The following is a 24,540-nucleotide window of genomic DNA, read 5'->3' on the forward strand; positions in this document are numbered from 1 at the left end:
CGCGATGAGGTCGCCTCGGTGTTTCGTGGTGAGGCGGATGACGCTATCGCGAGCAGGCTCGCTCCCACAGTAGAGCGAAAGGCGGGCATAAGATCTGAAGGGGAGTTTTGCAATGAACAGGACCATCACATTCGCCAGTTGTGCGCTCGCTGTCGGGGCTGCCCTGATCTGGTTTGGGGTATCACGCACGACGCCGCCAACCCTGCTCAGCGAAGTGGCGCTGCCCGACACCTGGACCGGTCAGACCCTTGAACGCGACGGCGTTTCGGTGGCCATGCAGGTGCGGCCATTGGCCGAGGACGGCGTGCTGCGCGAAGGTGAATTTGCCGACGTGCAATTTCGCGTCACCGACAAAGCCTCCGGTCAACCGCTGGCGGGCGTCGCGCCCGGTGCCTGGGTCGACCCGGAAGTCACCGCTGCCGACAAGGCACAGGGTCGCGACAAAAGCTGCAAGTCCCGAGTGAGCACATTCCTCAGATCAAACATCGGCGCGCGGCCGCTGCTCGACCTCAACAGCTACTTCCTGCTGGTGATGAACCGCGATGCCAGCGTCATGGTGGTGGACCCTTCGGTGTCTGTGGGCGGCATCACCAGCACCATGGCCCGGATCGACATCAAGCAACCGCCGATGGATTGGGTCACCCCAAGGGACAACAAGCGGGTATTCGTCTCGATGCCGACCGCTGGCGAAGTGGCGGTGATCGACAGCGAACAGTTCAAGGTGGTCGATTCGGTGGCCGCAGGCAGCAACCCGGTGCGCGTGGCCTTGCAACCGGATGAACGTCTGCTGTGGGTGGGCAACAACGCCGAGTCGGCGGAGCAATCCGGCGTCACGGTGATCGACACCCGCAGCCTCAAGACCCTCAAACACCTGGCCACTGGCGGCGGGCACCACGAGATTGCCTTCAGCAAGGACAGCCGTTTCGCCTTCGTCACCAACCGCGACGACGGCACAGTCAGCATCATCGATGTCGCCAGCCTGACCCTGATCAAACAGCTCAAGACCGGCTCGCACCCGTTGTCAGTGGTGTACTCGCCGCTGTCCGGCGCAGCCTACGTGGCTGATGGCAAGGACGGCACGGTCACGGTGGTCGACGCCGCGAGCCAATCGGTGCGGCGGGTGATTAAACTGAAACAGGGCCTTGGCCCGATGGGCTTCAGCGCCGATGGCCGTTTCGGCATCGTGCTTAACACGCTTGAGAACCAGGCCGCGGTGATCGACGCGGCCACCGATTCGCTGATCCATGAAATGGACGTCTCCGCCGAGCCTTATCAGGTGGTGTTCACCAAGGCCTACGCCTACGTTCGCGGGCTGGCGTCGGCCAAGGTGACCATGATCAACCTGGCGTCGCTGGGTGAAGGCCGCAAGCCGATCATCCAGGGGTTCGAGGCGGGCACCCAGTCGCCGCGCCTGGCGGGTGACTTGCCACTGGCTTCGAGCCTGGCCGTGTCGCGTGACGACAACGCGGTGTTCGCGGTCAACCCAGTGGACAACACCACCTACTTCTACGCCGAAGGCATGAACGCACCGATGTCCGGTTACCCCAATCGCGGACAGGCGGCGCGGGCGGCGCTGGTGATCGATCGCAGCCTGCGCGAAATCGAGCCGGGCCTCTACAGCGCGCGGATCAAACTGCCGCCGGCCGGGCGTTTCGACGTGGCATTCCTGCTTAATCAACCGAGCATCGTCCACTGCTTCAACACCGTGGTCGAGGCGAACAGCAGCATCGAGCACGCCGTTGGCGCGGCGAAAGTGGAGTTCATGCTCGACAAGTCCACCGCTGCACTGGGCAGCCCTTATACCGTACGTTTCCGCATCCTCCAGGGCAAACAGAAGGCCACGCGAAGCGGGGTCAAGGACGTGCAGGTGCGCTACTTCCTGGCACCGAGTTCAAGGCCACAAATGGTGGCCGCCCGGGATGTCGGTAACGGCGTTTATGAAGCCCCGGTAACCCTCGACCAGAAAGGTGCCTGGTACCTGCACGTGCGTGCGGCGTCACTGGGTGCGAATTTCGGCGACCAGACTTTTGCCAGCGTTCGGGTGCTGCCCGGCGAAGCTCATTGAAGAGGACATCGACATGAACCGATTTACACATCGTGGACTGCTGACACTTTGCCTGTTGGCCGCTGGTATCGGACAAGCCATGGCTCACTCGACGGATGAACACGCCGGGCACAACGTAGCGGCCAAAAGCGCCAGCTCCGAAAGCGCCCAGGTCAAGTTCGCCGACGTGGCGCTGGTGGACCAGGACGGCAAGACCGTCAGCCTGGAAAAAGACCTGATCAGCAACAAGATCGTGGTCATGAGCTTCATCTACACCAGTTGCACCACGGTCTGCCCGGTGGTGTCGACGATCATGGGCAAGGTGCAGCAGCAATTGGGCTCGCGGGTCGGCACAGAGGTGCAATTGGTGTCGATCAGCATCGACCCACAGCGTGACGACGCCCAGCGCCTGAACGACTACGCCCGTACTTTCCAGAAGGGGCCGGGCTGGAGCTGGCTCACCGGCTCGCCGCAGTCGGTCAACGAAACCCTCAAGGGGCTGGGCAGTTTCAGCGGTGACTTCAAAAGCCACCAGCCGTTGATCCTGGTGGGCGACGGCAACAACCGCCACTGGACCCGCTATTACGGTTTCACCGACCCGGCGGTGCTCGCCCGTGAGGTCGAGAAGCTCAGCGGTGAACGTAATGCCCACGCCAAGCACACCGCCATTGCCATGGAGCAACAGCCATGAAAGCGCTCGCCTCGATCTTTGTGACACTGTGCTTTGGCGTCAGCAGCTCCCTGGCGTTTTCCCATGAGGGGCATGGGGACGCGGCGCCAGCCTCTGAAGCAGCGGCGCCGGCAACGGCTGCCGCGCAACCGGCCGGTGGCACCCGTGACGCAAAAACCTGGTTCACCGACACCCCGTTGCAGGACCAGAACGGCAATACCCTGCGCTTCTACAGTGATGCATTGCAGAACCGCGTGGTGCTGCTCAATGTGATTTTTACCAGTTGCAACGATGCCTGCCCGCTGATCACCCAAAAGCTCAAGGAAGTACGTGAAGTACTGGGCGACAAGGCAGACGGCATCACCTTTATCTCCCTTACCAGTGATCCGCTGCGCGATACGCCGGCGGTACTCAAGGCTTATACCTTGAAGCAGGGCGTCGATGGCCCGCACTGGCTTTTTCTCACCGGCGACAAAGCGCAAATGGACCTTGTCCTTGGACGCATTGGCCAGGTCATACCGAGCCCCGAGCAGCACTCCACGCAGTTGATCGTGGGTGACGTGGCCAACAAACGCTGGAGTAAAATCCGTCCTGACGCCCCGGCCGCCGCCATTGCCCAGCGCTTGCAGTTGCTGACAATGCCCGTGGCTGGCCGTTGAGTCCGCGCCATGAAAAAAGCCCTCATCTTCGGCCTGTTGATCTCCTGCGGTCTGAACCTGGCTGCCCAGGCGCTGCCGCTGACGCCCAGCGAAATCGCGGGCAAACGTTTGTACCGTGAGGGCGTGTCGGCCAGCGGTGAGCCAATCATGGCGCGGATCGGGGCGACGGGCATGTTGTTGCCGGCGACCAGTGTGCCGTGCGCCAACTGTCATGGCGTCGATGGGCTGGGGCGTCCGGAGGGCGGGGTGCGCCCACCTGAGTTGACTTGGTCGCGGTTGACCAGCACCTATGGTCAGCAGCAGGTCAACGGACGCACGTACCCGGCCTATACCGACAGCACATTGGCCAGGGCGGTGCAGGAAGGACGTGACCCCGGCCGCAATCGGCTCGACCCGGCGATGCCGCGCTTCGTGCTGTCAATGAATGATCAACGCAACCTCACGGCGTACCTCAAGCGCCTGGCCGATGATCGCGATCCGGGGCTGAGCCCCGACAGCCTGCACCTGGGCACTTTGTTGCCCAGCACCGGAGCGCTGAGAGACGAGGGCGCCACCGTGGCAGCGGTGCTCAGGGGCAGTGTGGCGCGCATCAATGAGGCGGGTGGCATTCACGGGCGGCAGTTGCGCCTGACCATCCTCGATCCGGGACCGGACCGCGCCAGCGCCGTGCAGGCGCTCAATCAACTGATCGATCAGGAACAAGTCTTCGCCATGATTGCGCCGCTGGTCCCCGCGCTCGATACGGAGTTGGCGTTGCTCCTTGACTATGCAGGCGTGCCCTTGATCGGGCCACTGTCATTGCAAGGCACGGCCCAGACCAGCCGGCAGATCTTTGAGCCGCTGCCGGGCTTGCGCGAGCAAATGATCGCCTTGGCCAACTATGCAGCCGCCAGCTTGCGGGTGCTGCAGGGGCCGACGCTGATTGTCTATCCGCAAGACCCCAGCCAACGGCTGGCGGCAGAAAAGCTCGCCCAATACCTGCAAGACAACGCCTGGCAGCAAGTGCGCCTGCAAGTTTACCAGTCACCGCAGGACGAATTGCCGCTGGGCTCGCGCTCGGTGTTTTACCTGGGCAGCAGCGGCGGTTTCACTCGCCTGGCCGAGCGCCTGCAAAAGGCCGGGCAGGTGCCTTACCTGTTTGCCGCGTCGAATCAGGTGGCGGGTGATCTGCTGCAAGTGCCCAGCAGTTTTTCCCGAAGGGTATTTCTGGCCTATCCATTCGTGCCCAGCGACTGGACGAGCGCCGGGCGCCAGGCCCTGACCCAGTTGCGCGATCGCCAGAGGCTGGGAGGCGAACATGCGGTGCTGCAAGTCGGCGCGTACAGTTCAATGATGCTGCTCAGCGAAGGCATGAAACAGGCTGGGCGCGATGCCAGCCGCGAGAAACTGATCAACGCCCTGGAAGGCCTGCACGACTTCGATACCGGCCTGACCCCATTGATCAGCTTCGGACCGGGCCGCCGTCGGGGCCTGAGCGGCGCCCATATCGTCACAGTGGATCTGTCGGACCAGCGTTTCTATCTGGTTGCCCCTTACAAACCCATTGCCGCCATGCCCTAGACCGGAGGCCGAATATGAAACTCAAGACTTTTGCGTTGTTGTTGACGTTGTGGGCTCCCGCCGCGTTTTGCAGCAATGGTCCGGCCGCGGCACGGGTCAATGGCGAGGAAATTTCCCAGATGCGCCTGGAGCGTTATTTCGCCGAGTACCTGGAGGATCAGGGCAGGGCAGTCGCCAGCATCCGCAGCCCCAGCGCCTACAAACAGCTGCGTAAGGCCGCGCTGGACGCCTTGATCGACAAGGAATTGCTCTGGCAGGAAGCGGTCAAGCGCGGGGTGGTGATCAGCGATGCCACGGTACAAAGCCAGGTCGATCAGACACGTCAGGCCATGGGCGGCCCGCAAGTGTTCGCCCGCCGCCTGGAAGACGCCGGATTCGATGAGGCCGCCTATATCGAATACACCCGCCGGGACATGGCGGCCCAGCAGATGTTTGCCGAACTGACCAAAGTGGGGGAACCGGACGAAAAAGAGGTGCGGGCGTTTTTCGAAGAGCACCGGGCCGAGATGAACCGGCCAGAGGAAATACAGGTCAGGCATATCCTGATCAAAGTGCCTCAGGGTTCGGATGCTTCCACTGTGGCCGCAGCCAGACTACGCTTGGAGACAATGCGCACGAGTATCGTTCAGGGTGCAGGCAGTCAGGAAGCCAGCTTCGCCAGTGCTGCCCGCACAGGTTCCGAAGACGACTCGGCCAGCAAGGGTGGCGATCTGGGCTACTTTCCTCGCGGGCGCATGCTGCCTGAGTTCGAAGCGGCCGCTTTCGCGTTGACGCCGGGGGCAGTCAGCGAGCCGGTGCGCACGGCGGTGGGATGGCACCTGATTTATCTACAGAACCGAATGGAGGCGACCAATGTCACAGATGAGCAAGGACTTGAATTGGTTCGGGCCTACCTCGCCCGACAGAAACAGGTTCAAACTCGTCTACAGGTACTGGCGCAGTTGCGATCCAGCAATCGAATCGAACGGACTGACGGCGATTGAGGATTTCCCCAACAGTGGGGAAAAGCATCAATGTACCTCCGTTCGCTTTTCCCCGCTTTTGGGGGATGGGGCATGTGGACGAAAAGGCATTACGTTTAAATTCAAGGACATGAATACATAAAATTACCGGCGCTCAGCCTGGCATGAAGTGTGCGTTAGCCCTATCAAGGCGCGCACTCCACCAGGCTCGGTATTCGGACCTGCGGTTTCAAGGAGTCCACCTTGTTAAACAAAGTACTGGTTGTTGAAGACGAACAACTGCTTGCTCAAAACCTCCAGGGTTACCTGCAGGCGCAAGCGTTGGAAGTCCGGATTGCTCATAACGGGGTAGATGGAATCGGCGAAGCCGAAACATTTGCCCCCGATGTGATGGTGTTCGATTACCGCTTGCCCGATATGGAAGGCTTTGAGGTGCTCGAGGCTGTCCGCCAGAACAGGAAGTGTCATTTTGTGCTGATTACCGGGCACCCCACCGCAGAGGTTTGCGAAAGGGCCCGGGAGCTGGGAGTCAGCCATGTCCTGTTCAAACCGTTTCCTTTGGCGGAATTGGCCCGTGCAGTCTGCGATCTTCTTCAGGTGCAGCGTGAACCCAAAGCGAATGTGAGCACATCCGAAGGATTCGTCGAACGACGCCAGAGCAGGACCGAAAGTTTCCCGCTGCAGTTGTACGACGGTAGTTGGGTGCTAGCAGATCGCCGACGAAGTTCATCGGCCTCCAAAGCGCCAGACGACGAACAATTGCTCACCGGGGAGTAATGGCGCGACAAGACGTTCCGGCACCCGCCGCAATTGCTCGCCGCGCCGACAGGGCTAAAAGCCCCGGGCGTTGGAGAGCAAGCCATGGACCGTCTATCACTTGTCGTTGATGCTGTGCCGCTGGATTGTGTACCCACCCGTTTTACCAGTGAGCAACTCGCCCAGGCGCGTGCATTGGCTACAACGTCGGGCGAACGGATGCTCGATGCCCTCGGTGAGCTGTGCGAACTGGCACCGATGCCTTTCATTCACTGCCTCGGCGCCACCCTGCATTACCCGGTGCTCGACACCGACAGCCTGTTTCAATCCACACCTGTTTTCGACCGGGTCACCCTGGCCCAGTGCCTCAAGCGCGAATTCATCCTGCTGCGCCACGACGACGCGGTCATCGGCGTATTTGCCGACCCTTTCGACACCGCACGCCTGGCGTGGATCGACGACTGCCTGCACGGCGCGCCCCTGTACCTGGTGCATACCGATGACCTCAAGGCCTACCTGGCGCGTCACGAAGAGAGCTTCCACGCGGTGGAATCCCTCAACGCCCAAAGCGATGCCGGCGGCGAAATCGATACCCTGCAAAGCCTGTCCCTGACCAGCATCAGCGAAGACTCAAGCGTAGTGGTCAAGCTGGTCAACTCGACCCTTTACGACGCGCTGAAAATGCACGCCAGCGATATCCACCTGGGCACCACTGGCAGCGGCCTGGTGATCAAGTACCGCATCGATGGCGTGCTGAACAACATCAGCAAGATCCAGGGCAACGAATTCGCCGAACAGGTGATTTCCCGGGTCAAAGTCATGGCCGAACTGGACATCGGCGAGAAACGCGTGCCGCAGGACGGCCGCTTCAAGATCGGCATCAGCGGTCGGCAGATCGACTTTCGGGTGTCGATCATGCCCAGCATTTTTGGTGAAGACGCGGTGCTGCGGGTTCTCGACAAACAGGATCTGGCCGACAAGGTCTGCGGTGTGCAGTTGCAAGCCCTGGGCTTCGAAGAAGAAACCCTGCGCCAACTGCGCCGGCTGGCGGCCGAACCCTACGGCATGGTGCTGGTCACCGGCCCCACCGGTAGCGGCAAGACCACCACGCTGTACGCGATGATCACCGAGATCAACCACGGCGTGGACAAGATCATCACCATCGAAGACCCGGTTGAATATCAATTGCCGGGCGTGCTGCAAATCCCGGTCAACGAAAAGAAAGGCCTGACTTTCGCCCGGGGCCTGCGCTCGATCCTGCGTCACGACCCGGACAAGATCATGGTTGGTGAAATCCGTGACCCGGACACCGCACAGATCGCTGTGCAGTCGGCACTCACCGGGCACCTGGTGTTCACCACCATTCACGCCAACAACGTGTTCGACGTGATCGGCCGTTTCACCCAGATGGAAATCGATCCCTACAGCCTTGTCTCCGCACTCAATGCGGTGCTGGCCCAGCGCTTGATCCGCCTGGTGTGCAGCAGTTGCAGCACCCCCTACACCCCGACTGAAGAAGAACTGGAGATCTCGGGGCTCGATCCGCAACAGGTCGCTCACTACCAGTTCGTCCATGGCAAGGGCTGCGGTCACTGCCGCGGCACCGGTTACCGCGGGCGCAGCGCGATTGCCGAGCTGCTGCACCTGGACGACGAACTGCGGCAAATGATCGTCGAGCGCCAACCCATTTCGAAAATCAAGGCCCACGCCTGCAAACGCGGTTTGCGCCTGCTGCGCGAATCGGCGCTGGAACTGGTGCAACAAGGCCGTACCACTCTCGAGGAGATCAATCGTGTCACTTTTATCTCGTGAGCGTTATGTCGCCGTACTCGGCGCCAGCAGTGTCGGCCTCGGCCAGCGTCAGGGCAGCGAAACCCTGTGGTTGGGCAGCGTCGGCTACATCGATGAAGGCTTCCAGGCGTGGACCGTGGCCCTGGAAACCCTCGACCGTCTACTGGGTGAACACACCCGCGCCGGTGCGGAATTGACCGTGGTGATTTCCGGACACTTCAGCCGGTATTGCCTGGTGCCCTGGAGCGAGCAGATCAGCAGCCCGGATGAACTGCGCGGGTTTGCCCAACTGTGCTTCGAAGACCTTTACGGTGCCGTGAGCCAACCCTGGAGCCTGGTGCTCTCGGCCGAACCAGCAGGCTTTGATCGCATCGCCACCGCGTTGCCCCAGGACTTGCTCGATCATCTGCGCACGCTGGCCAGTGGTCGGGGCCTGCGCCTGCGTTCGGTGCAGCCGTACTTGATGGCGGCGTTCAATCACTTCGATAGAAGTTTTGACGCTGGCGACTTCCTGTTCGTGGTCGCCGAGCCGGTACGCAGCGTGTTGTTGGTGGCGCGGGAAGGCCGCTGGACCTCGGTGCGTTCAGTGGGCAGCAACGACAGTGATGCGGCACTGACCGCGCTGATCGGTCGTGAAAGCCAATTGCAAGCCTGCTCCAGTGAACGGCCACTGAACGTTTACCTGCATGCGCCGGCCCGTATCGACACGCATCCTGAAGTGCCCGGTGTGCACCTGCGCACCCTTGAAGAGGACCGGACTGCCGTACGCGATTACCTGTACGTCATGTCCCGGGCGGTGGCCTGACATGCGCCGGCTAATGCTCGACTTTCAACCGCGCAGCCGCTCGACCCCACTGGGCTGGAGTTTGCTGGCCGGTGGCGTAGCGCTCGCGCTGACCTGCATGGTGCTTGGGCAACACGTCAGCGGCGAGTCTGAACTGCAGCAGGGTCACCTGCAGACCACCCAGCGTGTGCTTAATGGCGACACCGGCACCAAGGTCAGCCTGACGCCTGCCGAAACCCGCGAACAGGCGCAGAACCTGGCTGAGATGCGCAAGGTTTCGCAACAGCTGCGCCGGCCATGGGAACGTCTGTTCGCCACGCTCGAAGCCATGCCCCGGGAAAACGTTGCCCTGTTGACCCTGACCCCGGATGCCCGCAAGGGCCAGGTGCGGATCAGCGCCGAAGCACGGGACCTGGAAGCGATGCTCGATTTCCACCAGCGCCTTGAAGCCACCGACGAGCTGTCCGATGTATCGCTGCTGAGCCACGAGATTGTCACGAACGTGCCGGAGCAACCGGTTCGGTTCAACCTGTCGGCTACCTGGGAGATTGGCGATGCAAATCCCTAAATTGATCGTCCACGAATACCTGCAAAGCCTGGGTGTTCCAGGCCTGGCAGGGTTGGCCCTGGTGGTGCTGGCGCTGACTTACGGCCTGCTGGGATTGTTGCCGGAATGGCATTCACTCAAGGACCTCAGCCAGCAAACCCAGGAAGCCCGCGAATACCTGGCCAAGGTCGAAGACGGCACGGTGGCCGCGCCCGTGGTACCGCAACGTCAGCTCGATGATTTCCGCAGCAAGTTGCCGTCGCAACCTCAAGCCACCGTGGCCATCGACAAGATCTACGCCCTGGCCGCCCAGGAACGCATCACCCTGTCGCGCGGCGAGTACTCCCTGGGGATCGATCCCAAGACCCATCTGGCCCGTTATCAGATTCTGCTGCCGGTGAAGGGCAGCTACCCGCAACTGCGGCGATTCATGCACGCCTTGCTCGGCCAGTTGCCGGCGGTGGTGGTGGAAGACCTGGAGCTGCAGCGCAAGAAAATCGCCGACACCGACCTGACCGGACGGATCCGCATGACCCTTTACCTGTCGAGGTCATGATGAACAATAAACGCGTAGTGGGTTGGGTAGCGTTCCTCGGCGTAGCCGCGGCGCTGACCTGGTTGCCCGAATACTTCAAGCAGGCTGATGACAGTGACGTGCAAGTGACCGCCGTTGCCACGCCTGCCAAGGACAAGGCCGACGGCGCGAAAACGGCCAGCAAAGCCGCCGCTGCAACCGTTGCGATCAAAGACCTGAGCCCGACCGGCGACCTGTTCACTGCCGGTAGCTGGAAGGTTGCACCCAAGCTTGCCAGCGTCACCGAACAACCTGTCAACGTAGCGCCCGTGGTGCAGGCCCCCACTGCACCAGCCATGCCTTTCCAGTTCATTGGTCGGATGGATGACCGTACCGATCTGCAGGTTTTCCTGCAGAGCGGCGAAAAGATCTACGTCGTGCGCAAAGGGGATGTGATCGACGCAACATGGAAGATCGAGCGGATTTCCGACATGGAATTGAGCCTGGTCTATTTGCCTCTGCATTTGTCCCAGACCTTGTCTGTGGGGAGCGCGCAATGAACAAATCCCGTCTGTTGATGAGCATGTGCCTGTGTGCAGGGCTGGCTGCATGCAGCTCGGCGCAGGTTGCCAAGGATGAAGGGACCGAATTGCTGGCCTCGGGTCAGTACGAAGCCGGCCTGGCACGGATCCAGGAAGGCTTGCGGGAAAATCCGCGCGACACCGAGTTGCACCTGGCGCTGACCAGTGGTCGTGCCCGGGCGGTGACGGCGTTGCTCGCCCAAGGCGACCTGGAGCGCGCGCAACGCGACTTCGCCTCGGCCCGCCTGACCTACGGCCGGGTGCTGACCCTGGAGCCGAGCAACCGTCGGGCCCAGGACTCCATCCGCCAGCTCGATCACATGCGCAGCCTCGATGAAAAACTAGAGCTGGCCCGTGGCGACCTGCGTCGCGGCGACATCTACGCCGCCGAACGTCAGGTCAAACAGATTCTGGAACTGGACCCCAACAACGAAGGAGCCCTGGAACTGCAAAGCAACGTGCGCCTGGTGCAGAGCCGCAATGTCATTCCTTATCCGCAGTTGCGCACGCGCCTGGACAAGCCGGTCACCCTGGAATTTCGCGACGCCAACCTCAAGACCATCTTCGAAGTACTGTCCCAAGTGGCCGGCCTGAATTTCATCTTCGACAAAGACCTGCGCCCAGACATGAAAGCCACCATCTTCGTACGCGATGTGCGCATCGAAGACGCCGTGGAACTGCTGCTGCAACAGAACCAGTTGCACCAGAAAGTGGTGAACGAAAACACCCTGCTGATCTACCCGGATTCGCCGCAGAAGCTCAAGGATTATCAGGAGCTGGTGATGCGCACCTTCTACCTGACCAGCATCGACGCCAACACCGCCTTGAACATGGTCAAAACCATGCTCAAGACCCGCGACGTGTTCGTCGATGAACGCCTCAATACCCTGACCATGCGCGACACCGGCGATGCCATCCGCATGGCGGAAAAGCTTCTGCAATCGCAAGACCAGTCCAACCCCGAAGTGGTGCTGGAAGTGGAAGTGATGGAAGTCGCCACCCAGCGCATTCTCGACCTTGGCCTGCAATGGCCGAACACCTTCGGCGTAGTCAACAGCGACGGTTCGGCCGTGACCTTGCTTGACCAGCTCAAAGGTATCGACTCCAGCCGCATCACCATCTCGCCGTCGCCGCAGGCCAAGATCAACGCCCAGGACAACGACATCAACACCCTGGCAAGCCCGGTGATCCGCGTAAGCAACCGCGAACAGGCGCGTATCCACATCGGTCAGCGCGTACCGATCATCAGCGCCACCTCGGTACCGTCGACCCAGGGACCGGTGATCACTGAAAGCGTGACTTACCTGGACGTCGGTCTGAAACTGGAAGTGCAGCCAACCGTGCACCTGAACAACGAAGTGGCGATCAAGATCGCGCTGGAAGTCAGTAACGCCACGCCGCTGGAGCCGACCCGCCAGGGCACGATTCCGGTACAGGTCGATACCCGCAACGCCCAGACCACCCTGCGTCTGCACGATGGCGAAACCCAGATCCTGGCGGGCCTGATGCGCAACGACCATGGCTCCACCGGCAACAAGATCCCGGGCCTTGGCGACATCCCGGGGCTGGGCCGGCTGTTCGGCAGCAACAAGGACACTGTCGGCAAATCCGAACTGGTGCTGTCGATCACCCCGCGGGTAGTGCGCAACCTACCGTACCAGAGCCCGTCGGACATGGAGTTCACCACCGGCACCGAAACCAGCATGCACATCCAGGCGCCGGACCGTCGGCTGGAGTCGACCGAGCAGCCTCATCGCATCGATCAGCCGGTGGCCAATAACAACACCAACGTGCAAGTCAGCGTCGGGAAGCCTTGATCATGAACGCCTCGCAACGCGGTTTTACCCTGATCGAAGTCGTGGTGACGCTGGCCCTGATCGGCCTGCTGGCCGGCATGGCCGCGCCGCTGACCGAGACCGTGGTGCGCCGGGGCAAAGAGCAGGAATTGCGCACCGCGCTGTACCAGATCCGCGATGCCATCGACGCTTACAAACGTGCTTTCGACGCGGGCTACATCGAGAAGTCGCTGGCCAGCAGCGGCTACCCGCCGAACCTGAAAGTACTGGTCGATGGCGTGCGTGATGTGCGCAGCGCCAAGGGTGCCAAGTTCTACTTCCTGCGGCGCATTCCCCATGACCCGCTGGCCACGGCCAAGCGTGACGATGAAGGCGGTTGGGGCCTGCGCGCCTATGACAGTTCGGCTGAGAACCCACGGGATGGCGAGGACGTCTTTGACGTCTACTCCAAGGCCCGCGGCAAAGGCCTCAACGGCATCGCGTACCGGGAGTGGTGAGCATATGCGTCGGGAAAAGGGCTTTACCCTGCTGGAACTGATGGTGGTCATGGCAATCATCGCGACGCTGATGACCATCGCCTTGCCACGCTACTTCAACAGCCTGGAGGCCTCCAAAGAGACCACCTTGCGCCAGAGCCTGTCGGCGATGCGCGAAGCACTGGATCACTACTACGGCGACACCGGGCGTTATCCCGACTCCATCGATCAGTTGGTCGAACAACGTTACCTGCGCAGCGCGCCCATGGACCCGATTGCCGAGCGCAAGGACGTCTGGGTCATGGTTGCACCACCTGACGGCGTGGCCGGCGGTGTGGCCGATATCAAGAGCGGTGCTACCGGGAGGGCGCGTGATGGCAGCCTGTATTCCGAGTGGTAAGCCAGCTTGTGAGGACGGCTTCACCTATTTGGGTGTGCTGTTTCTGATCATGGTGATGGGCATGGGCCTGGCCAGTGCCGGCGAGTTGTGGTCCACCGCCTCACGGCGCGATCGCGAACGCCAGTTGTTGTGGGTGGGCACCCAATACGCCCAGGCATTGCGCAGCTACTACCGCAGCTCGCCAGGCCTGGCGCAGTACCCAAAGGAACTCGCCGACCTGTTGCAGGACGAGCGTTTCCCCAACGCCAAGCACCACCTGCGGCAGCTGTACCCGGATCCGATTGGCGGCGGCGAATGGTTCCTGATGCGCGGCTTCGACGGACGCATCACCGGCATCAGCAGCCCGTCCACGGACAAGCCCCTCAAGCAGGCGGATTTTCCCACCCAGTGGTCGGATTTCAACGGTATGGCCAGCTACAAGGACTGGCAGTTCGTGGCCGAGAAAGCCTTCACCGATGGCGCCTCGGGACCGGTCAATGGTCAGTCCACCGCACCACAGGCGTTGCAGCCATGAACCGCTTCTGCCTGGCCTTGATCCTGGTGCTGAGCACCTCGGCTGTTTCGGCCGCCGAAGAGGACGAGATGCTCGGTTTCATCATCGACGACACGATTTCGCACATCGGCCACGACTTTTACTACTCGTTCAGTGAACGCCTGCGCGCCACCAGCCCGATGGATTTCAACCTGGTGGTACGCGAACGACCTTCGGCTCGCTGGGGCAGCCTGGTGACCGTGGATTTTCAACAACGAACGATTTACCGGCGCTTCCTGCCGCCCAACACCGTGGAGCTCAAGGACGAGGCCTATGACGCCGCTGACTGGGTACGCGGACAGATTGTCCAGCGCAAGCTGGAAGCCTTGTTGCAGGACACCACGGACCTGGAGAGGGACGAACTATGAAAACAACAACGTTTTTTCAGCACGCCGGATTTTGCCTGCTCGGTCTTGGCGCCAGTGCGCTGATCCAGGCCACCGAACTGGTCTACACCCCCGTGAACCCCTCGTTCGGTGGTAACCCGTTGAACGGCACCTGGTTGCTCAACAACGCCCAGGCGCAGAACGACTATGACGACCCTGACTTGAAGAGCCGCGCGACGACCGGGACATCGGCCCTGGAGCGGTTCAGCGCCCAGCTGCAATCGCGGTTGCTGGGGCAGCTGCTGGACAACATCAACAACGGCAACACGGGGAGCCTGTCCACGGACGCGTTCATCGTCAACGTCGTCGACGACTCGGGTGCACTGACTATTGAAGTGACCGATCGGGCGACCGGCGAAATTTCCGAAATCAAGGTGAACGGTCTGAATTGATGGATTCGGGTTGTTGGGGAGTCAAGGACATGAAAAAAATAATAGCGCTAGGGCTGATGTTGGCGGCATTGACAGGTTGCAGTCTGCGCGAGCCGATGCCGGCGGAGCAGGACGAAAAAACGCCGACCCTGACACCCAGGGCCTCGACCTACTACGATTTGATCAACATGCCACGGCCCAAGGGCCGCTTGATGGCGGTGGTGTATGGCTTCCGTGACCAGACCGGACAATACAAACCGACCCCGGCCAGCTCCTTTTCCACCAGCGTCACCCAGGGCGCGGCGAGCATGCTGATGGACGCCATGCAGGCCAGCGGTTGGTTCGTGGTGTTGGAGCGTGAAGGGCTGCAGAACCTGCTGACCGAACGCAAGATCATCCGCGCCTCGCAAAAGAAACCCAACACCCCGGTGAACATCCAGTCCGAACTGCCTCCGTTGCAGGCGGCGAACATGATGCTCGAAGGCGGGATCATTGCCTACGATACTAACGTGCGCAGCGGCGGGGAAGGGGCGCGCTACCTGGGTATCGACATTGCCCGTGAGTATCGCGTGGACCAGGTCACGGTCAACCTGCGGGCCATCGATGTACGCAGCGGCCAGGTGCTGGCCAACGTGATGACCAGCAAGACCATCTACTCCGTTTCCCGCAGTGCCGGCGTGTTCAAGTTCATCGAGTTCAAGAAACTGCTGGAAGCCGAGGTCGGCTACACCACCAACGAACCGGCGCAACTGTGCGTTTTGTCGGCGATCGAATCGGCGGTGGGGCACTTGCTGGCCCAGGGCATCGAGCGGCGGTTGTGGCAGGTGTCGGGGGATAATTCGGTGTCTGCGCCCAATGAGACGCTGGATCGGTACTTGACGCAGAACAAGGTGGTGGCTGAGGAGGAGTGAACCGAGGCGGCCTTCGGGCCGACCTGGTTTTTGTGGATGTACTCGATCCCCTGTGGGAGCTGGCTTGCCAGCGATGGCGGCCTGACAGCCGACCATGCTCTGTGGGGTGTACATATCCATTTCTGCGGTAACGGCCACTTATGGTTTCGCCCTTACGGCGAGTCCCTTTTGTCAAACGACACAAAAGGAACCAAAAAGTCTCGCCCTTTTCGTACGGCCCCTCGCTAAAGCTCGGGGTTCCTTCGCTCCGGCATTCATCCGGGGGCATCGCCTCCGGTTTGCTGCGCTGCACCTCCTCTCGATGTGTGCGGCTTCGCCGCACGGCGCTGCGCGCCTGCCCCCCGGATGAACGCCTCCACTCAGCCTGCCGAGGGGGCGGGTGGATCAAGGTCAAAAGCTGCAGGCGAGCTGACACTCGGCCTGTTGAGTGGTGAAGAGCATGGTGTGCGCCGCTCTGCATTTGCTTTTCTGTGGGAGCTGGCCTGCCAGCGATGGCGGCCTGACAGCCGACCAAGTTTCTGCTGCTGTACTCAACCCCTGTAGGAGCGAGGCTTGCCCGCGAAGGCGGCCTTCCAGCCAACCTGAATTTTGCTGCTGCACTCAATCCCTGTGAGAGCTGGCCTGCCAGCGATGGCGCCCTGACAGCCGACCTAGATATTGCTGCTGCACTCAATTCCTGTGGGAGCCGGCTTGCCAGCGATGGCGCCCGCCCGGCCAACCAGATCTTCCGCCTGTACCCATCCCGGAACTTTGCACCGGTGTGCTTTTCCCTGCCGATGATCGATTGATCACTCCCATCACTGCACTTTTTTGAATTGACCGGCTCTATCCCATTGCCGTTGCGACGAATCCCGTCGCACAGGAATGTGTCAGCCCAATCCTTTATGGTTCGAGTGTTGCCCTTCAACCGTGTCCGAATTCGCCTGTTGGCCGGTCTGTTGTTTCTCTGTGCCAGCGGGTGCAGTCATCAGTCCGGCAACAATGTGTTTACCCAGATCCGCGAGGGAAAACCCCAGGAGTTTCTGCAAACGAGCGTCGACCGCATGGCCACGCTGACCATGCGTGACAACCTCGACAGCCTTTATCTGCTGATGAGCAAGTTGTACCTGCGCAACCCTGACGAGTTGAAAAAATCCGGCTTCCTCGATGCTCGCACCGCAGGCATGCAAGTGCGCATGGCCATCGAACAGCAGCAACCGTTGCCCACCCTGGGTGGTAAGAAGGACCTGGCGGCACTGCGCTTTGCCATGAGTCCGGAGTTTCTCGGCGACCGGGTCGGTGCGTTTATCTATGCCATCGGCAGCATGCTGGTCACCGCCCACGGCAATCGCCTGGAGTTCTACATGACTGACGCGATCAACCCGACGTTTGTCAGTAACGCTGCACGTAACATCGAAATCGCCACCTGGATCCTGAGCCAGCGGCAGAACAAGGATGGCCAGCCCATGCTGTTCTCCAACGAAATCTCGGAGGAGGGCAGCAACCTGAGTTTTGCCGTGGAGTTCGGCAAGATCGTCGCGCGGCTGGACTTACTGACTCAGATGCTCGACGAGCGCTACCGGCGAATCGGCCTGAATTACGCACAGAGTTTGTTGTTCCTGAATTTTCTCCCCGTCCAATAAATACACCGCGCAACATTTTGGGGGAGCGGGCTTGCTCGCGAAGGCAATATGTCAAATACACAAATGTCGACTGACACACCGCATTCGCGAGCAAGCCCGGTCCCACAGGGGTATGGCGCAGGGGCATAAAGATAGATCGCAACGATCTAACTGGTTATAAGAAAAATCGCTATGCTGCGGGCCAGATTTCCCCAGCGATCTTTGTGGACGTATCAATGGATTTATTGAACATCGGGTTGGTCGTGGCCGGGCTGGTTGTCGGCTTTATCGTCGGCATGACTGGCGTGGGTGGCGGGTCGTTGATGACCCCGATCCTGCTGGCCTTTGGCATCAACCCGGCAACAGCGGTCGGCACCGATCTGCTGTACGCGGCCATCACCAAGTCCAGTGGTGTGCTGGTTCACCGCAAGAACAACAACATCGACTGGAAAATCACCGGTTGGCTAACCCTCGGCAGCGTGCCGGCGGTGCTGTTGACCCTGTGGTTCCTGAGCACCCTGCACTCGGCGCCGGATGCGATGAACGCCATCATCAAGCAGGCCCTTGGCGTGGTTCTGTTTGCCACGGCGCTGGCGATCCTGTTCAAGAAGCGCCTCCTCGACTTCGCCCACAATCGTGCCGGTGGCAACTACAACCCCAGCGGTACACGCCTTAATATCCTCACCGTTATCACCGGTCTGGTGCTCGGCACCATGGTCGCCCTGACCTCCATCGGCGCTGGCGCCCTGGGCACTGTGGCCCTGTTCATTCTCTACCCGCTGCTGCCGACCCGCCGGCTGGTGGGCACCGAAATCGCCCACGCCGTACCGCTGACCCTGGTCGCCGGCCTTGGCCATGCGAGCATGGGCAACATGGACTGGCATGTGCTGGGTTACCTGCTGGTGGGTTCGTTGCCGGGTATTTACCTGGGCAGCCATCTGACTGGGCGCATCTCCGATGAAGTGTTGCGTCCTTGCCTGGCGACCATGCTTGTATTGATCGGTTACAAACTGGTGTTCTGATTCCAGCATCAATCCCTGCCTCCTGTGCGGGTGTAGATTTCGAACCGAAATTCACCCGCCGTCCCCCCGAATCGCCTTCGCATAAAAATCCGCCGATACCCCGATGTCGAATTGCGCAACCTCCGCCCTGACCTAAGCTTGGGACAAGGCGAGACACATTTGCCGAGCGTCACCCCGGAACGAACGCCGCGATGCGCAATCATTAGAGCGTGGATATCAAAAGGAGATGCGCATGCTCATCAGGTCACTGACCCTGGCTACTCTGCTGGCTTTCGCTGGCCCTCTGTTCGCCAACGACGGCGATTCACCCATGGATGTCTATAAAGGCCTGGCTCGTCCCTTGGTTGTCATCGCCTCAAGCACCGTGGACCCCGTCTGGTTGGGCTTGAAGAAATCACTGGAAGATCCCGCCAACAAGCAGGGTGTGGCCGACCGCAGCATCAAGGTGTACAGCGTGCTGAACATGTTTGGCCAACTCGACGGCAAGGACATGGGCCAGCAGGACACCATGGCCCTGATCCGCGCACTGAAGCTTGGGGCAGGGGCGTTGCCGAAGGTGATTCTGCTGGGCAAGGACGGCGAGATAAAGCTCGAAAGTTCGGGGGAAGAATCGAAGTCGGTGGATCTGAAGAAAATCTTCGCCACCATTGATGCGCTGCCGGCCGAGGAGAAGGAAATGGCGGCGCCCACTCCGCCACCCGTGGCTGCCGAGCCAGCGGCGCCTGCGGCCAAGGGCGCCAAGAATGGCAAGCCCGCCAAGCCGGCGAAACCGACCAAGCCGCCAGAGCAGCCGGATGATTGAATCCTTGTATCCGTAAATCCCTGTAGGAGCGAGCTTGCTCGCGATGAACGCGAAGACACCGCGGGGTATCAGGTTCCCCGCGTTATCGTTGACGTCCATCGCGAGCAAGCTTGCTCCTGCAGGTTTCACATCTTTTGATCTTCAATCGCTCAAGGCACTCAAAATCCGATGAGCAATCTTGACCCGCTCCGGATTCGGATAATTCCTGTTGGCCAGCATCACGATCCCGATCTGCTTTCCAGGCACATACGCGACGTAGGCACCGAAGCCGCTGGTTGAGCCGGTCTTGTTGAACAGCGCGTCTTGCTTAGGCGCTTGTGGTGGCTTGATCCACTGCACTTGATGGGGTTCAAGCGTCATCTGCGCGGAGTTGCCGGCCAGTAGTGTGTCGAGCTCGACCGGGTAGGGATAGATCTCCCAGCCCAGGCCCTGGGTCATGTCGCCGACCTTGTAATAGCCTGTGTGCGTGATGGCGATGGCTTGCTGCAACGATTTCTCCAGCTGCGCAGGCTTCATGTTCGCCTCGACGTAGCGGATCATGTCCGCCGCACTGGTTTTCACCCCATAAGCCTCTGAATCCAAGGCTCCCGGGCCGACCCGCACTGGTTTGTCCTCCTTGTTGTAACCCTGCGCGTAAAGGCTCATCTGACTCTGCGGCACCTTGAGGTAGGTGTGCTTCAAGCCGAGTTTTGGCAGCATCGTTTTTTCCATCACCTCATCGAATGGCTGACCCATGCTTTGCGCGGCGAGGTAGCCGAACAAACCGAGGCTGGGGTTCGAATACAGTCGATGGCTACCCGCGGGGTAATCCGGTTTCCATTGTTTGTAGTAGCCGAGCATTTTGTCGGCGGAATCAAATTCGGCAGGGAATTGCAGGGGCAAACCACCGGCGCTGTAGGTGCCCAATTGCAATACGCTGATGTTGTCGAACGCACTGCCGCGCAATGCCGGCAGTTTCTGACTGGCCTTGTCGGACAGGGACAGTTTGCCGCTGGCCTGGGCGTAAGCGGCGAGGGTGGCGGTGTAGGTCTTGCTGACCGAGCCGATCTCGAACAAGGTGTTTTCGGTGACCGGTTGGGCGTTTTCTTTCGACGCCACACCGTAGTTGAAGAAGTACTGCTTGCCGTTGACGGTGACGGCTACCGCCATGCCTGCAATACCTTGCGATTGCATGAGCGGTTGTACGGCGGCATTGACCACCGTCTCGATCGGGTCCTGCGCGAGGCACTGGCTCGACGCGAACAACCCCGAGGCGATCAGCCCCATGCAAACGGCGATAGTTTTCAGCCTGTCCATCCTGGTGTGGTCCATTGGTGATTCAGTAGCGAGGCATTCTAGGGGACTGAGCCCTGTTTTTTAAACCCGACCGCCCACAGGTCAGTCGGGTTCACTCTTGAACGCTGCGCTACCGAAAAATCAACGCACCAGGCACGGCCGCTTGTTATCGAACTTCCAGCCCGGAATCAGGAACTGCATCGCCACGCTGTCGTCCCGTGCACCCAGGCCCATGCCTTTGTACAGTTCATGGGCCTTGGCCACTTGATCCATGTCCAGCTCCACGCCCAGCCCTGGTTTTTGCGGCACCTGCACGCAGCCGTCGACGATTTGCAACGGCGCCTTGGTCAGGCGCTGGCCGTCCTGCCAGATCCAGTGGGTGTCGATGGCGGTGATGTCGCCCGGTGCGGCGGCCGCGACGTGGGTGAACATCGCCAGGGAAATATCGAAGTGGTTATTGGAGTGCGAGCCCCAGGTCAGGCCCCATTCGTGGCACATCTGCGCCACGCGAACAGAGCCCTGCATGGTCCAGAAATGCGGGTCGGCCAGCGGAATGTCCACAGATTGCAACTGAATCGCGTGACCCATTTCACGCCAGTCGGTGGCGATCATGTTGGTCGCGGTTTTCAGGCCCGTGGCGCGGCGGAATTCGGCCATGACTTCGCGGCCCGAGTAACCGTTTTCCGCACCGCAAGGGTCTTCGGCATAGGCCAGCACCTTATGCTGGTCACGGCACAGGCGGATCGCTTCTTTGAGTGACCATGCACCGTTCGGATCGAGGGTGATGCGCGCATCGGGGAAGCGCTCGGCCAGCGCCGTGACGGCTTCGATCTCGGCATCGCCGCTGAGTACGCCGCCCTTGAGCTTGAAGTCCTTGAAGCCATATTTCGCGTGGGCGGCAACCGCCAGGCGAACAACGCCCTCGGCGGTCATGGCCTTCTCGTGACGCACGCGGAACCAGTCGTTGTCAGCCTCGGGTTCACTGCGGTAGGCGAGGTCGGTTTCGTTACGATCACCGACATAAAACAGGTAGCCAAGCATCTTCACTTCATCACGCTGCTGACCTTCGCCCAGCAGTGCGGCGACCGTTACGTCCAGGTGCTGACCGAGCAAATCCAGCAATGCGGCTTCCAGCCCGGTGACGGCATGGATGGTGATGCGCAAGTCGAAGGTCTGAAGGCCACGGCCACCGGCATCGCGGTCGGCAAAGGTCTGGCGCACTTGATTGAGGATTTTCTGGTAGGTGCCAATCGGGCTGCCGACCACCAGGCTGCGCGCGTCTTCGAGGGTCTGGCGGATGCGTTCGCCACCCGGTACTTCGCCGACGCCGGTGTGGCCGGCGTTGTCCTTGAGGATCACGATGTTACGGGTGAAAAACGGGCCGTGGGCGCCGCTCAAATTGAGCAGCATGCCATCGTGGCCGGCCACTGGAATCACTTGCATGCTGGTGATGATCGGGGCTTTGGCGGTTTCGTATGCGGTCATGTTCTTATCCTTTTCAAAGACAAAGTTCAGGCGTGATTGGGCGCTGGATTGCCCGGTGCAGTGACAGGTGCGGCTTTGGGTTTATTGCGGGCGGCAAAAACGATGATTGCGGCAATGATCGAGGTTGCGGCCAGGCCGTACAGCCCGCCCTGGATTGAGCCGGTGCGCGCTTCCAGCAGGCCGAACGTGGTCGGCGCCACGAAACCGCCGAGGTTGCCCACCGAGTTGATCAGTGCGATGACACCCGCAGCGATGCGCGCATCCAGATACGCCTGGGGAATCGGCCAGAACAGCGATGACGCCGATTTGAAACCCAGTGCGGCGAAGCAGATCGCAACGAAAGCGAAGATCGGCCCGCCGGTGGTGGACATGAACATCCCGGTGGCGGCAATCAGCAGCGCGGCGGCGACCCAGGCTTGCTGGTGCTTCCACTTCCCCGACAGCGAAGCGAAGGCGTACATGCCGATGATCGATAGCAACCATGGAATCGAATTGAACATCCCGACCTGGAAGTCGCTGAGGTCGCCCATCTTCTTGATGATGCTCGGCAGCCAGAAGGTCGCGGCGTAAATGGTCAGCTGGATACAGAAGTAGATCACGCAGAACAGGATGATTTGCCGATCCTTGAGCAGCTTGCCCAGTGACGGTTTGATCGGCGTCGCGGCTTCGCGGGCCAGTTGTTCATCGTCGATGGCCTCGACCAGCGCATCCTGTTCCTGGCGAGTCAGCCATTTGGCGTCGTGGGGTTTGGAGTCCAGCCAGAACCAGACAAACACGCACAGGCCTACCGAGAACATGCCTTCGATGAAGTACATCCATTGCCAGCCGTGCATGCCCAGGCCGTTGATTTGCAGGAGCAATCCCGACAGCGGGCCGGAGATCAGCGAAGCGAACGCCGAACCACTGAGGAAAATCGCAATCGCCTTGCCGCGTTCAGCGCCGGGCAACCAGCGGGTGAAGTAGTAGATCACCCCGGGAAAGAACCCGGCTTCAGCCACGCCCAACAGAAATCGCAGGATGTAGAAGTGGGTTTCGTTCTGGATAAACGCCATGCCCGCAGCGACAAGGCCCCAGGTCAGCATGATGCGGGTCAGCCAGATGCGTGCGCCGACTTTTTGCAGAAGGATGTTGGAGGGCACTTCGAACAGCGCGTAACCGATGAAGAACAGGCCGGCACCCAGGCCGTAGGCGGCAGCGCCGATGCCCAGGTCGTGCTCCATGTGAGCGCGGACGAAGCCGATGTTCACGCGGTCAATGTAATTGACGATGAACATGATGACGAACAGCGGCAGGACGTGACGTTTGACTTTGGAGATGGCGGACTTCAGCGCTGAATTGGCGTCGTCGTTCATCCCGGCGATGGATGTTTTCACTGCGTTTTCTCCCACTCGTTGTTTTTATGCGGGGTATAACAACTACTGTGTTGTTGATAGACATCATACAACTAGATTTTTTTGGCGTGCAAGGGTGTTTTTCCAGCAAAATGGAGCTTGCATCGCTTGTTGTTATTCATTTTGCGGTTTCAATAGGCTGTGAGATAGCCCTTGGAAAGACCATTTGTTGAGTGTTGTCATACAAGTTGGCGGTGTTTTCAGGAGATTCCAAACAACCTCGGTGCTACGATTGTGCGAGTTCGCCCATTGGATCACCGCCATGCAAGAAGACCTCGACGCGCCTGCCCGCAAACGCAGCCACAACCTGGCCCATGACCTGGTGGCCAAGCTGACCCAGAGCATCCTGCTCGGGCAGATGTCGCCCGGCGACAAACTGCCGTCGGAGAACACGATTGTTCAGGAGCACGGTGTCAGTCGCACGGTGGTGCGCGAGGCAATCTCGAAGCTCCAGGCGTCCGGGCTGGTGGAAACCCGTCACGGCATTGGCACCTTTGTGCTGGAGCGTGCGCCGGAGCAGGGGTTGCGGCTGAACGTCGATACCGCGCTGGGGGTGCGCAGCATTCTGGAGTTACGCATGGGTCTGGAAACCCAGGCGGCGGCGCTGGCGGCGATGCGTCGTACCGATCAGCAATTGCTGCAGATGCGCCAAGCGCTCGACGACTATCAGGACCTGTTGGCAAACAATGACAGCTGTGTCGAGGCCGATCGGCGCTTTCATCTGTTGATTGCCGAGGCGACCGGCAACCTGTGTTTCACCGAAATCATGCAGCATCTGGGCAGCGCCATGATTCCGCGGACCCGGGTCAACGCGGCTGAACGCGGTGCGGTGGATTTGAGCAAGTTGGGGCAGTTGGCCAATCTTGAACACGAGGCGATTCTCAACGCCATCAAACGCCAGGACCCCGACGCGGCAAGAGCGGCGATGTGGCTGCACTTGACCAACAGCCGAGACCGGTTTTCGCCGAGCTGATTGTGGATAGTTTTTCAGGGAGACCGTGTCATCGTTCATCGCGGGCAAGCCCTAATTCCGGTCAGTTAAGGCATTTGTAGGAGCGAGCTTGCACGCGAAAAACGTTAACGATAAAGCGGAAAATCATAATTAAAGCGGCGTCCTTAAGTTTTTCGCGAGCAAGCTCGCTCCTACAAATGCCTTAACTGACCGGAATTAGGGCTTGCCCGCGATGAACGATGACACGGTCTCCCTGAAAAACTATCCACAAT

The 24,540-nt window shown here is 60.5% G+C and carries 25 protein-coding genes; 22 read left to right on the forward strand and 3 right to left on the reverse strand.

From position 1 onward, the window contains the following. Positions 1-112: 112 nt before the first annotated feature. From ACRESJ_RS27625 to ACRESJ_RS27725, 21 genes are all read left to right on the forward strand, one after another. Complete coding sequence (locus tag ACRESJ_RS27625; RefSeq protein ID WP_431760696.1) at positions 113-2,065, forward strand: cytochrome D1 domain-containing protein; 1,953 nt, start codon at positions 113-115, stop codon at positions 2,063-2,065. Between the two features lie 13 nt (positions 2,066-2,078). Then, the gene (locus ACRESJ_RS27630; protein WP_431760697.1) at positions 2,079-2,735 is read left to right on the forward strand and encodes an SCO family protein; all 657 of its coding nucleotides are present in this window, start codon (positions 2,079-2,081) and stop codon (positions 2,733-2,735) included. Then, positions 2,732-3,373 carry an SCO family protein gene (locus ACRESJ_RS27635; protein ID WP_431760698.1) on the forward strand — a complete coding sequence of 214 codons (642 nt, stop codon included), beginning with the start codon at positions 2,732-2,734 and terminating at the stop codon, positions 3,371-3,373. Before ACRESJ_RS27630 ends, ACRESJ_RS27635 begins: the two co-directional genes overlap by 4 nt. A gap of 9 nt (positions 3,374-3,382) precedes the next feature. Then, positions 3,383-4,933, forward strand: coding sequence for a cytochrome c/ABC transporter substrate-binding protein (locus ACRESJ_RS27640; RefSeq protein ID WP_431760699.1), 1,551 nt, complete (start codon positions 3,383-3,385; stop codon positions 4,931-4,933). Between the two features lie 14 nt (positions 4,934-4,947). Then, complete coding sequence (locus ACRESJ_RS27645) at positions 4,948-5,916, forward strand: peptidylprolyl isomerase (protein WP_431760700.1); 969 nt, start codon at positions 4,948-4,950, stop codon at positions 5,914-5,916. 222 nt (positions 5,917-6,138) lie between these two features. Then, on the forward strand, positions 6,139-6,672 hold the full coding sequence (locus ACRESJ_RS27650) for a response regulator (protein ID WP_431760701.1): 534 nt from the start codon (positions 6,139-6,141) through the stop codon (positions 6,670-6,672). Positions 6,673-6,756: 84 nt separating this feature from the next. Further along, the gene (locus ACRESJ_RS27655) at positions 6,757-8,463 is read left to right on the forward strand and encodes a GspE/PulE family protein (RefSeq protein ID WP_431760702.1); all 1,707 of its coding nucleotides are present in this window, start codon (positions 6,757-6,759) and stop codon (positions 8,461-8,463) included. Continuing rightward, the gene (locus tag ACRESJ_RS27660) at positions 8,444-9,247 is read left to right on the forward strand and encodes a hypothetical protein (protein ID WP_431760703.1); all 804 of its coding nucleotides are present in this window, start codon (positions 8,444-8,446) and stop codon (positions 9,245-9,247) included. Before ACRESJ_RS27655 ends, ACRESJ_RS27660 begins: the two co-directional genes overlap by 20 nt. A gap of 1 nt (position 9,248) precedes the next feature. After that, the gene (locus ACRESJ_RS27665; RefSeq protein WP_431760704.1) at positions 9,249-9,794 is read left to right on the forward strand and encodes a PilN domain-containing protein; all 546 of its coding nucleotides are present in this window, start codon (positions 9,249-9,251) and stop codon (positions 9,792-9,794) included. Then, positions 9,781-10,329 carry a GspMb/PilO family protein gene (locus ACRESJ_RS27670; RefSeq protein ID WP_431760705.1) on the forward strand — a complete coding sequence of 183 codons (549 nt, stop codon included), beginning with the start codon at positions 9,781-9,783 and terminating at the stop codon, positions 10,327-10,329. The genes ACRESJ_RS27665 and ACRESJ_RS27670 overlap by 14 nt, the downstream gene beginning before the upstream one ends. Beyond that, positions 10,329-10,847 (forward strand): hypothetical protein, encoded by a 519-nt coding sequence (locus ACRESJ_RS27675; protein ID WP_431760706.1) that lies wholly within the window; start codon positions 10,329-10,331, stop codon positions 10,845-10,847. Before ACRESJ_RS27670 ends, ACRESJ_RS27675 begins: the two co-directional genes overlap by 1 nt. Beyond that, a complete protein-coding gene (locus tag ACRESJ_RS27680; RefSeq protein WP_431760707.1) occupies positions 10,844-12,685 on the forward strand; it encodes a secretin N-terminal domain-containing protein in 1,842 nt (613 codons plus the stop codon). Before ACRESJ_RS27675 ends, ACRESJ_RS27680 begins: the two co-directional genes overlap by 4 nt. A gap of 2 nt (positions 12,686-12,687) precedes the next feature. Then, positions 12,688-13,161 (forward strand): type II secretion system protein, encoded by a 474-nt coding sequence (locus ACRESJ_RS27685; protein WP_431760708.1) that lies wholly within the window; start codon positions 12,688-12,690, stop codon positions 13,159-13,161. A 4-nt stretch (positions 13,162-13,165) separates the two neighbouring features. Then, on the forward strand, positions 13,166-13,540 hold the full coding sequence (locus ACRESJ_RS27690) for a type II secretion system protein (protein ID WP_431760709.1): 375 nt from the start codon (positions 13,166-13,168) through the stop codon (positions 13,538-13,540). Next, the gene (locus tag ACRESJ_RS27695; RefSeq protein ID WP_431760710.1) at positions 13,515-14,054 is read left to right on the forward strand and encodes a type II secretion system protein; all 540 of its coding nucleotides are present in this window, start codon (positions 13,515-13,517) and stop codon (positions 14,052-14,054) included. The genes ACRESJ_RS27690 and ACRESJ_RS27695 overlap by 26 nt, the downstream gene beginning before the upstream one ends. Beyond that, entirely contained in the window at positions 14,051-14,440 is a 390-nt protein-coding gene (gene csgE, locus ACRESJ_RS27700) for a curli production assembly/transport protein CsgE (RefSeq protein ID WP_431760711.1), read from the forward strand. The genes ACRESJ_RS27695 and csgE overlap by 4 nt, the downstream gene beginning before the upstream one ends. Further along, positions 14,437-14,850, forward strand: a complete 414-nt coding sequence (locus ACRESJ_RS27705; protein ID WP_431760712.1) for a curli assembly protein CsgF — start codon at positions 14,437-14,439, stop codon at positions 14,848-14,850. Before csgE ends, ACRESJ_RS27705 begins: the two co-directional genes overlap by 4 nt. 29 nt (positions 14,851-14,879) lie before the next feature. Continuing rightward, entirely contained in the window at positions 14,880-15,740 is an 861-nt protein-coding gene (locus ACRESJ_RS27710) for a CsgG/HfaB family protein (protein WP_431760713.1), read from the forward strand. Between the two features lie 884 nt (positions 15,741-16,624). Further along, positions 16,625-17,362, forward strand: a complete 738-nt coding sequence (locus ACRESJ_RS27715) for a hypothetical protein (protein WP_431760720.1) — start codon at positions 16,625-16,627, stop codon at positions 17,360-17,362. 215 nt (positions 17,363-17,577) lie between these two features. Continuing rightward, the gene (locus ACRESJ_RS27720) at positions 17,578-18,363 is read left to right on the forward strand and encodes a sulfite exporter TauE/SafE family protein (RefSeq protein WP_431760714.1); all 786 of its coding nucleotides are present in this window, start codon (positions 17,578-17,580) and stop codon (positions 18,361-18,363) included. Positions 18,364-18,595: 232 nt separating this feature from the next. After that, entirely contained in the window at positions 18,596-19,165 is a 570-nt protein-coding gene (locus ACRESJ_RS27725; protein WP_431760715.1) for a DUF4174 domain-containing protein, read from the forward strand. Positions 19,166-19,306: 141 nt separating this feature from the next. Here ACRESJ_RS27725 and ampC read toward each other — a convergent pair whose 3' ends face one another. The 3 genes from ampC to ACRESJ_RS27740 all read right to left on the reverse strand — a co-directional run bounded on the left by ampC (position 19,307) and on the right by ACRESJ_RS27740 (position 23,298). Further along, a complete protein-coding gene (gene ampC / locus ACRESJ_RS27730; RefSeq protein WP_431760716.1) occupies positions 19,307-20,461 on the reverse strand; it encodes a class C beta-lactamase in 1,155 nt (384 codons plus the stop codon). A 120-nt stretch (positions 20,462-20,581) separates the two neighbouring features. Next, positions 20,582-21,925, reverse strand: coding sequence for a glucarate dehydratase (gene gudD / locus ACRESJ_RS27735; RefSeq protein WP_431760717.1), 1,344 nt, complete (start codon positions 21,923-21,925; stop codon positions 20,582-20,584). Between the two features lie 26 nt (positions 21,926-21,951). Further along, positions 21,952-23,298: an MFS transporter gene (locus ACRESJ_RS27740; protein WP_431760718.1), complete on the reverse strand. Its 1,347-nt coding sequence runs from the start codon at positions 23,296-23,298 to the stop codon at positions 21,952-21,954. A 280-nt stretch (positions 23,299-23,578) separates the two neighbouring features. Between ACRESJ_RS27740 and ACRESJ_RS27745 the strand changes: the two genes are divergently transcribed. Next, positions 23,579-24,289 (forward strand): FadR/GntR family transcriptional regulator, encoded by a 711-nt coding sequence (locus ACRESJ_RS27745; RefSeq protein WP_431760719.1) that lies wholly within the window; start codon positions 23,579-23,581, stop codon positions 24,287-24,289. Positions 24,290-24,540 lie beyond the last annotated feature (251 nt).

It is taken from the genome of Pseudomonas sp. (assembly GCF_050739655.1).
GTDB lineage: Bacteria > Pseudomonadota > Gammaproteobacteria > Pseudomonadales > Pseudomonadaceae > Aquipseudomonas.

What these genes read in the sequence shown, in the direction of transcription:
- ampC (WP_431760716.1), bottom strand. Translation starts at nt 20,461, where the DNA reads ATGGACAGGCTGAAAACTATCGCCGTTTGCATGGGGCTGATCGCCTCG.
- ACRESJ_RS27635 (WP_431760698.1), top strand. Translation starts at nt 2,732, where the DNA reads ATGAAAGCGCTCGCCTCGATCTTTGTGACACTGTGCTTTGGCGTCAGC.
- ACRESJ_RS27690 (WP_431760709.1), top strand. Translation starts at nt 13,166, where the DNA reads ATGCGTCGGGAAAAGGGCTTTACCCTGCTGGAACTGATGGTGGTCATG.
- gudD (WP_431760717.1), bottom strand. Translation starts at nt 21,925, where the DNA reads ATGACCGCATACGAAACCGCCAAAGCCCCGATCATCACCAGCATGCAA.
- ACRESJ_RS27680 (WP_431760707.1), top strand. Translation starts at nt 10,844, where the DNA reads ATGAACAAATCCCGTCTGTTGATGAGCATGTGCCTGTGTGCAGGGCTG.
- ACRESJ_RS27710 (WP_431760713.1), top strand. Translation starts at nt 14,880, where the DNA reads ATGAAAAAAATAATAGCGCTAGGGCTGATGTTGGCGGCATTGACAGGT.
- ACRESJ_RS27645 (WP_431760700.1), top strand. Translation starts at nt 4,948, where the DNA reads ATGAAACTCAAGACTTTTGCGTTGTTGTTGACGTTGTGGGCTCCCGCC.
- ACRESJ_RS27745 (WP_431760719.1), top strand. Translation starts at nt 23,579, where the DNA reads ATGCAAGAAGACCTCGACGCGCCTGCCCGCAAACGCAGCCACAACCTG.
- ACRESJ_RS27695 (WP_431760710.1), top strand. Translation starts at nt 13,515, where the DNA reads ATGGCAGCCTGTATTCCGAGTGGTAAGCCAGCTTGTGAGGACGGCTTC.
- ACRESJ_RS27685 (WP_431760708.1), top strand. Translation starts at nt 12,688, where the DNA reads ATGAACGCCTCGCAACGCGGTTTTACCCTGATCGAAGTCGTGGTGACG.
- ACRESJ_RS27720 (WP_431760714.1), top strand. Translation starts at nt 17,578, where the DNA reads ATGGATTTATTGAACATCGGGTTGGTCGTGGCCGGGCTGGTTGTCGGC.
- csgE (WP_431760711.1), top strand. Translation starts at nt 14,051, where the DNA reads ATGAACCGCTTCTGCCTGGCCTTGATCCTGGTGCTGAGCACCTCGGCT.
- ACRESJ_RS27625 (WP_431760696.1), top strand. Translation starts at nt 113, where the DNA reads ATGAACAGGACCATCACATTCGCCAGTTGTGCGCTCGCTGTCGGGGCT.
- ACRESJ_RS27655 (WP_431760702.1), top strand. Translation starts at nt 6,757, where the DNA reads ATGGACCGTCTATCACTTGTCGTTGATGCTGTGCCGCTGGATTGTGTA.
- ACRESJ_RS27675 (WP_431760706.1), top strand. Translation starts at nt 10,329, where the DNA reads ATGAACAATAAACGCGTAGTGGGTTGGGTAGCGTTCCTCGGCGTAGCC.
- ACRESJ_RS27725 (WP_431760715.1), top strand. Translation starts at nt 18,596, where the DNA reads ATGCTCATCAGGTCACTGACCCTGGCTACTCTGCTGGCTTTCGCTGGC.
- ACRESJ_RS27640 (WP_431760699.1), top strand. Translation starts at nt 3,383, where the DNA reads ATGAAAAAAGCCCTCATCTTCGGCCTGTTGATCTCCTGCGGTCTGAAC.
- ACRESJ_RS27715 (WP_431760720.1), top strand. Translation starts at nt 16,625, where the DNA reads ATGGTTCGAGTGTTGCCCTTCAACCGTGTCCGAATTCGCCTGTTGGCC.
- ACRESJ_RS27630 (WP_431760697.1), top strand. Translation starts at nt 2,079, where the DNA reads ATGAACCGATTTACACATCGTGGACTGCTGACACTTTGCCTGTTGGCC.
- ACRESJ_RS27670 (WP_431760705.1), top strand. Translation starts at nt 9,781, where the DNA reads ATGCAAATCCCTAAATTGATCGTCCACGAATACCTGCAAAGCCTGGGT.
- ACRESJ_RS27665 (WP_431760704.1), top strand. Translation starts at nt 9,249, where the DNA reads ATGCGCCGGCTAATGCTCGACTTTCAACCGCGCAGCCGCTCGACCCCA.
- ACRESJ_RS27705 (WP_431760712.1), top strand. Translation starts at nt 14,437, where the DNA reads ATGAAAACAACAACGTTTTTTCAGCACGCCGGATTTTGCCTGCTCGGT.